At 69.5% G+C, this 7,429-nt stretch carries 7 protein-coding genes; all 7 read left to right on the top strand.

Translation table 11 applies throughout. The features are described from left to right. Positions 1-211 precede the first annotated feature (211 nt). Positions 212-688 carry a hypothetical protein gene (locus MJ783_RS18635; RefSeq protein WP_239312040.1) on the top strand — a complete coding sequence of 159 codons (477 nt, stop codon included), beginning with the start codon at positions 212-214 and terminating at the stop codon, positions 686-688. Further along, positions 685-1,356 (top strand): ABC transporter ATP-binding protein, encoded by a 672-nt coding sequence (locus tag MJ783_RS18630; protein ID WP_239312039.1) that lies wholly within the window; start codon positions 685-687, stop codon positions 1,354-1,356. Before MJ783_RS18635 ends, MJ783_RS18630 begins: the two co-directional genes overlap by 4 nt. After that, entirely contained in the window at positions 1,353-2,057 is a 705-nt protein-coding gene (locus MJ783_RS18625; protein ID WP_239312038.1) for an ABC transporter ATP-binding protein, read from the top strand. Before MJ783_RS18630 ends, MJ783_RS18625 begins: the two co-directional genes overlap by 4 nt. A gap of 62 nt (positions 2,058-2,119) precedes the next feature. Further along, entirely contained in the window at positions 2,120-4,687 is a 2,568-nt protein-coding gene (locus MJ783_RS18620; RefSeq protein ID WP_239312037.1) for an FtsX-like permease family protein, read from the top strand. A 112-nt stretch (positions 4,688-4,799) separates the two neighbouring features. Continuing rightward, positions 4,800-5,477: a response regulator transcription factor gene (locus MJ783_RS18615; RefSeq protein WP_239312036.1), complete on the top strand. Its 678-nt coding sequence runs from the start codon at positions 4,800-4,802 to the stop codon at positions 5,475-5,477. Continuing rightward, positions 5,474-7,039, top strand: coding sequence for a cell wall metabolism sensor histidine kinase WalK (locus tag MJ783_RS18610; RefSeq protein WP_239312035.1), 1,566 nt, complete (start codon positions 5,474-5,476; stop codon positions 7,037-7,039). Before MJ783_RS18615 ends, MJ783_RS18610 begins: the two co-directional genes overlap by 4 nt. A gap of 181 nt (positions 7,040-7,220) precedes the next feature. Further along, on the top strand, positions 7,221-7,429 hold a 209-nt coding region (locus tag MJ783_RS18605; protein WP_239312033.1), incomplete at its 3' end, for a hypothetical protein.

The raw sequence follows: 7,429 nt of genomic DNA, 5'->3' as shown, positions 1-7,429 counted from the left end.
TCGGCCTATGTGGACACGAAAGTTGCTGGCGGTCTGGGGGCTGGCGCTGGTAGGGCTCTTCTCCATAGCTGGCCTTGTTTCCTGCGGTTCATCCTCCAGCACGCCGTCGTCCTCGGGAGCCTCTGGGGGATCCGGATCGTCGCAGAGCACGGCTTCGCCCGCGGCGGCCGGCGGGGGCGCCTCGGCTGGCGGATCCCAGGAACCGGTCCCGGTGGAGAAGAATCCGCCGGGAGATATTCCGGACAACGTCGCATTCATTGCTTATATGAATGCCTCGGGCGGCTATTCCTTCGTCCGCCCCGAGGGCTGGGCGCAGACGACGGCTGGAGCGCGGGCCTTGTTCGTCGACAAGCTGAACGGTATCGCCGCCGAGACGGTGGAGGGAAGCCAGGCGCCGAGCGTGGCCGACGCGGCCGCCCACGAGATACCGCGGCTGCGCTCGACGCAGCCGGCGTTCGAAGCGCGGTCGGTCGATCCGGTAAGCCTGCCAGCAGGGGCCGGCGTGAAGATCGTGTACCGGCGGAACTCCGCTCCCGATCCGGTGACCGGCAAGCAGTACCGCGACGAGGTGGAGGAATACTTGATCGCCAGGGGTGGGAAGACCGTCCGTCTCGACCTCTATGGACCGGTGGGCGCCGACAACGTTGACGCCTACCGCACAATCACGCAGAGCTTGAGGCTGTCGTGATCGTGCTGGAGGCTCGTGGCCTGCACCGGTTCTATCGTCGTGGTGGCCGGGTCGACAGCGAGGTCGCGGCGTTGCGGGACGTCGACTTGGCCGTGCGAGCCGGCGAGATGGTCGCGGTCGTCGGTCACTCGGGTTCGGGAAAATCCACGCTGCTGGCGCTGTTGGCCGGCATCGATGATCCTGATGGCGGCGGCGTGTGGCTGACCGGAGAGCGGATGTCGCACCGGCCACCCGCGGAGCAGGCACGGCTGCGGGGCCGTCACCTGGGCGTCCTCACGCAGGGAAGCGGCCTGATCAATCACCTGTCGGTGCGGGAGAACGTTCTGCTGGCCGCGTCGTTGCGCCCGCACCCGCGACCGGGCAGGGCGCAGGCGGATCAGCTGCTGGAGCGGCTTGGTCTGGAGACGCGGCGGCTTTCCCGCCCCTCGACACTGTCTGGCGGGGAGACCGCACGCGCCAATCTCGCGGTCGCGATGATCGGCGATCCCGCGGTGCTGCTCGCGGACGAACCGACGGCGGAGGTGAACCGGGCTGAGGAGGCGGACGTGCTGCGGCTGCTGCGTGCGGAACGCCCCCGCGCGAGCGCTGTCGTGGTGGTCACCCATGCGGCGGCGGTCGCCCGGGTCGCGGACCGGACGATCACCATCACGGCCGGGCGGATCACATGAGTGTGCTGGTGGACGCCGTCGAACTGGAGATCTCGTATAAGCGCACCCCGGTGCTGGCTTCGGTGGATCTCACCGTGTCCGCAGGCGATGAGCTGGGGCTCAGCGGACGTTCCGGTAGCGGCAAGACGACCTTGCTGCTCGCGCTGGCCGGTTTGCTGCCCACGTGCGGGGCCGTCTCCTGGCCAGATCTCTCGCCCGATCCGCTGGTCCGACGCCGCCAGATCGGACTGGCGTTCCAGGCGCCCTCGTTGGTGCCCGAGCTGACCGCGGCCGAGAATGTGATGTTGCCGTTACGGCTACACGGCGCAACGCGGCAATCGGCCACCACCGCCGCGCGTACCGCGCTGGCCGACGTCGGCCTCGGCGAGGTCGCCCAGGCGCTGCCGGCGGAATTGTCCGGCGGTCAGCAGCAACGGGTGGCGTTGGCGCGTGCGCTGGCCGGGGATCCGCTGCTGCTGTTGGCCGACGAACCGACGGGGCCGTTGGATCGCGGCACCGGTGCGGAGATGGTGGTGGTGATGCGCTCCCGGATGCGCCGCGCCGGTGGAGCGCTGGTCATCGCGACGCACGACGAGGACGTGGCGGGGCTGCTGCCCACCCGCGTCGAGCTGCGTGACGGCACCCTGCGCCCGACCGCGGGGCCGCCACCGGCGACGATCCCCTCCCCCATGTCGCAATATGGAACGGAGGGCGACCGGTGAGGGCCCTATCATGGATCCGGGGATTGGTGACACATTCTCCGGCTGCGGTGCTGGGCGGAGCCGTGAGCGTTGCGGTAACGGTGGCCTTCGTCGCCTCGCTGGGTAGTTTCATCACCGTCAGCTCCGCCGATCTGACGGTCCGGGCATCCGCCCGCGTGCCCGTCGACTGGCAGGTCCAGGTGACACCGCAGGGTGATCCCGCCCGCGTCGTCGCCGCGGTCGGGCGGTTGCCTGACCTGCGAGCGCACGTCGCCGTCGACCGGGTCGCGGTCCCCGAGCTGTCGGCGACGGGACCCGATGGCAGCCGCCAGACCGGGCAGGCCCAGATCCTGGCCATGCCCCAGGACTACGCCGCGGTGTTTCCCGGTGAGATCAGGCCGCTGGTGGGTAGCGCACGCGGTGTGCTGCTCGCCCAGCAGACCGCCGCGAACCTGGCGGTCGTTCCCGGCGAAACAATCACCGTCCGAACGGCAGACGGCGCGACCTCCGCGCTCACCGTCGACGGCGTCGTCGACCTTCCCGCCGCCGACTCGCTGTTCCAGGTCGTAGGAGCGCCGGCGAACGCCGGTGCGACGGCACCACCGGACAACGTCGTTCTGGTCCCACCGGACCGTCTCCCGGCGCTGGCGCGCGGCACCACGGTGGTGCACCAAATCCATGTCGGCTTCGATCACACCGTCCTGCCGCACGATCCCGCCGCCGCCGGGACACTCATCCAACAGCGGGACAACCACCTTCAGATCGAGGTGGCCGGTGGTGCCCTCGTCGGTGACAACCTGCAATCCGCATTGTCCGGGGCCCGGGAGGACGCCCTTTACGCCTTCCTGCTGGTGCTGTTGCTCGGGGTGCCCGGCGTGGCGCTCGCCGCCACAGTCGCCGTTCTGGTCGTCGCGCTGCGCGGCGAGCGCCGCCGCCGTGAGGTCGCGCTGCTGCGGCTACGCGGGGCGGGGCCGGGAACTGTCCTGCGTCTGGCCGCCGGCGAGACCGCTCTGACGGCGTTGCTCGGAGCGGCGCTGGGCCTGCCGATGGCGTGGCTCGCGATCCGCCTCGCGTTGCCTGCGGGTAGCCACCTGGTGCCCGCCTCGACGTGGACGGCGCTCGGCGTCGGCGTCGCGGTAGCCGCGGGTACCCAACTGGGGCCGGCGATCCGGGTGATGCAGGACCGGCGGGCCGGCACGGTCCGGGCCGACACGTCGTTCGCCCCGCCCGACCGTGCGCCCTGGCCGCTGCGGCTCGGTCTCGACTGGATCCTCCTCGCCGGAGCCGCGGTCACATTCTGGCTCACCTCCCGCGGCGGGTATCACGTCGTCCTCGCCCCCGAGGGCGTGGCGACGACCGCGGTGAACTACGCGGCTCTCCTGGGCCCGGCGATGGCGTGGCCCGGGCTGGCACTGCTGGTGTGGCGCATCAGCGCCGGCTGGTTCGCCCGGCGCACCGGGCGGCTGTCGGGTGACCGCCCTGGACGGGCACCCGAGCTGGAAGCGGCGTCGCTTCGACGACGTCGCCACATCGTGGCGCGCGGTTCGGCCGGTCTCGCCGTCGCGCTGGGCCTCGCGGCGTCCACGGCCGTCTTCACCTCCACCTACGATGCCCAGGCCCGGCTCGATGTCGCCCTGACCGTCGGTGCCGACGTCGCGGTCACCGAACCCCCCGGCGCCGTCGTCAGCCCGTCCGCCGGCGACACGCTCCGCGACGCACCCGGCGTACGGGCCGTCGAACCACTGCAGCACCGCTTCGCCTATGTGGGACCGGACCTCCAGGACATCTACGGCGTGAACGCCGACACGATTCGGCGGGTCGCCCCGCTTCGCGACTCATTCACCCCGGGTAGCACCGTGTCGAGCGCACTGGCCACTCTGAGCAGTACTCCTGACGGAGTACTGCTCTCCGCGGAGACGCTGCACGACTACCAGCTGCGTCCCGGCGACCCGGTACAGCTGCAGCTCCAGACCGGACCCGACCGGATCTACCAGCCGGTGACGTTCCATGTGATCGGTCAGATCAAGGAGTTTCCCACCGCTCCGAAGGACTCCTTCATCGTCGCCAACGCCGCCTACATCACCCACGTGACCGGCTCGGACGCGGTCGGCAGTTTTCTGATCGGATCGTCCGACCCGACCGCGACCGCCGCGTCCCTACGGTCGCGGCTCGCGCCCGGCGTCAACGTAGCCGACGTGCGTTCCGCCCGCGCCACCGTCACAACCGCATCCGGCTTGGCCGCGTCCGATCTTGCCGGCCTGTCCAGGCTGGAACTCGGTTTTGGGGTCCTGCTCGCGCTGGCGTGTTCCGGCCTGGCGTTGCTGCTCGGCGCGTCGCAACGACGGCGTTCCCTGGTGCTGCTACGCGCCTTCGGCGCCACCCCCCGCCAGCGCGGACGTTTCCTGGCCACCGAAGCGCGGGGACTGGTCCTGGGCGGTGTCCTCGGCGGCGCGGCGATCGCGGCGGCCATCAGCTACCTGCTCATCAAGGTACTGACGGGGATCTTCGACCCACCGCCTGCGGCACCGGCGATTCCGGTCGGCTATCTGGTCGCTCTCGTCGCCGGTGTCGTGGCGGCGGCGGCTGCGGTGGTGGTTCTCGGTGGCCGGATGGCGGGCGCCGCGGGCCCGAAGGAGCTCCGAGACCTGTGAGCGTGCCCGACCGTGAACACACTGAGACAATGCGGTTGCCGTGGAGGGCGCCGACCCGCATGGCCCCGGGGCGCGGTCCGGTCCGTCCGGGAACGTGCGACAGGAGCTGTCGATGCGGATACTGATCGTGGAGGATGAGGAAAACCTGGCCGCCGCGATCCGGGACGGACTTCGTCATGAGGGTTGTGCCGTCGACGTCGCGGCCGACGGCGAGCAGGGCCTGCGGCTTGCCTGCTCCCACCCCTACGACGCGATCGTTCTGGACATCATGCTTCCGTGTCTCAGCGGCTATGAGGTCACCCGGTCGCTGCGCCGGGCGCGGGTCTGGACACCTGTCCTCATACTCACCGCGAAGGACGGGGAGTACGACGAGGCCGACGCCCTCGATCTCGGCGCGGACGACTACCTGACCAAGCCCTTCTCCTTCGTTGTGTTGCTGGCACACCTGCGAGCACTGATCCGGCGAGGCTCCCCGAGGCGTCCGACCGTCCTGACGGCGGGTGATCTCCAGCTCGATCCGGCCCGGCACCGCTTCAGCCGGGCCGGAACCGAGATTCGGCTACGGCCCCGCGAGTTCGCGCTCATGCACTACCTCATGCGCCATCCCGACCAGGTGCTGCCCAAGAGCAACATCACCGCCAACGTCTGGGACGAGTTCGGGGAAAGCGATCCGAACCTCGTCGAGGTCTATATCAGCTATCTTCGAAGCAAGATTGACAGACCGTTCGGACGGCAGGCGATCGAGACGGTGCGCGGAGTGGGGTACCGACTGCGGGCTGACGGCGGTTGACCGACCATCGGGAAGACGCCGCGGCGCGCCCGCGGTGGTGGCGCCGGCTGTCCTTCCAGCTGCGGGTGACCTTCATCGCGACCCTCGTCGCGGCAATCGGTCTTGCCACCGCCGGGTTCCTGCTGATCACCGGCGTCAGCAGCAGCCTGCTCGGCACTATCGACGATGCGGCCCGCGAACGTGCACAGACGCTCAGCGCGGTCGTCACCCGCGGCGCCGTGCCGGACCCGTTGCCCAGTTCCGGCGCGGACACCAGCATCGCCCAGGTCATCGCACCCGACGGTCATGTGATCGCCAGCTCACGGGAGTTCGACGCCGGTGAGGAGGCCCTCCCGCGGCCCGTTGGAGGGCTGTCGGCCGGGGAACGCATCGAGGATCGGGTGGCGCTCGCGCACGGTCGTTTCCGGATCCTGACGCTGCCGGTACGTACCCAGGGTTCCACCGCCACGATCGTGATCGCGTCACCGTTGAGCGACTATGACCAGGCAGTCGGCCGCGTCACCGCAGCGGCCGTGGTTGGCGGCCCCACTTTGCTGCTCCTGCTCGCGGTCGCGGTCTGGACACTCGTGCGTTACACCTTGCGCGTCGTTGATCGCATCCGCGGTCAGCTCGACACCATCACTGCGGCGGATCTCCATCGCAGGGTCGACGTTCCCCCCGCTCGGGACGACATCCGCCGCCTTGTCCTGACCATGAACCAGATGCTGAGTCGACTGGAGAATGCGGCAACCATGCAGCATCGCTTCGTTTCCGATGCCGCCCACGAGCTACGCAGCCCGTTGGCGGCCCTGCGTGTGCAGCTCGAGGTCAGTCACCACACGTCCGAGGAGGGCAGCTGGCAGCACGAAACCCTCCGCATGATCCACGATGTGGACCGGCTCAGCCGTCTCGTCGATGATCTGCTCGCGCTCTCCCGCCTGGACGAAAACGCCCGACCCGGTCGACCCGACCTCGTCGATATCGACGACATCGTGCTCACCGAGGCCCGGAACCTGCGATTGACCAGCTCGCTGGCCGTCCACACCCGTGAGGTCTGCGCAGGCCTGGTCGCAGGACATCCTGACCTGCTCACCCGCGCCGTGCGCAACCTGCTCGACAACGCGCGACGCCACGCGCGGACGCGGGTCGATCTGTCGCTGTCGACCACCGGCGGGCGCGTCGAGTTGGTAGTGGCGGACGACGGCCCGGGAATACCGCCCGAGTACCGTGAAGAGGTCTTCCGCCGGTTTCACCGCCTCGATCAGGCCCGCAGCCGGGGCGTCGGTGGCAGTGGGCTCGGTCTTGCGATCGTCCACGACACCGTCACGGCCCACCATGGCCTCGTTTACATCGAGGACAACGAGCCCGGCGCCCGAATCGTCGTGTGGCTGCCGGCGGCTGGAAGCCCGAGCCTTACCCCCTACCCGGCCGCCTCCATCCGATCATCCCATGGGGGAAAGCCCGAGCGACCCGGAAGCAGGAACGACACATCATGTTCCCAGCACCGAGAAAATGATCTTTCGGGTCGGAGGCGCTGGCGATGTGCGGTGAGCAGGGCGAAGCGGAGTCCTACTGACGGATGAAGATGAGGACGATGTGCGGGGTGCTGTCGATACTGTTCGCGAGAAGTTCGACGCTTTCACGATGCCCTATGAAGGTCGGCGGTCTCCAGCGGTCGGTGCACCACCCGCATCGTGCTGGGATCCACGGGGTTCCGGCACGATGCGGATGCCCGGATGATGCGCTGACCGGTTGAGACCACCCATGAAGAACACGGCGCTGCTAGCGTCCCGCCCGCACACATGGGATGCATCTCTCCTGCGTCGGTCCGTCACGTCGTCGCCGACCGGTGCGACCTTCGGTAACGCGCCTGGCGCAGCCAGTGCGGGCCGGGCGGGCAACCCTGCCGACGCCAGCCTCGCGCCGGTCACGATCGGCCTGATCAACCAACAGGGCGCCGAGGTCGGCTTGTT

This window comes from Protofrankia sp. Cj3, from assembly GCF_917627355.1.
GTDB lineage: Bacteria > Actinomycetota > Actinomycetes > Frankiales > Frankiaceae > Protofrankia.
This window is presented reverse-complemented; position numbering and strand designations above follow the sequence as displayed.

Bases quoted from the DNA above. Each gene is read 5' to 3' on its own strand.
- MJ783_RS18625 (WP_239312038.1), top strand. From the start codon at position 1,353: ATGAGTGTGCTGGTGGACGCCGTCGAACTGGAGATCTCGTATAAGCGC.
- MJ783_RS18615 (WP_239312036.1), top strand. From the start codon at position 4,800: ATGCGGATACTGATCGTGGAGGATGAGGAAAACCTGGCCGCCGCGATC.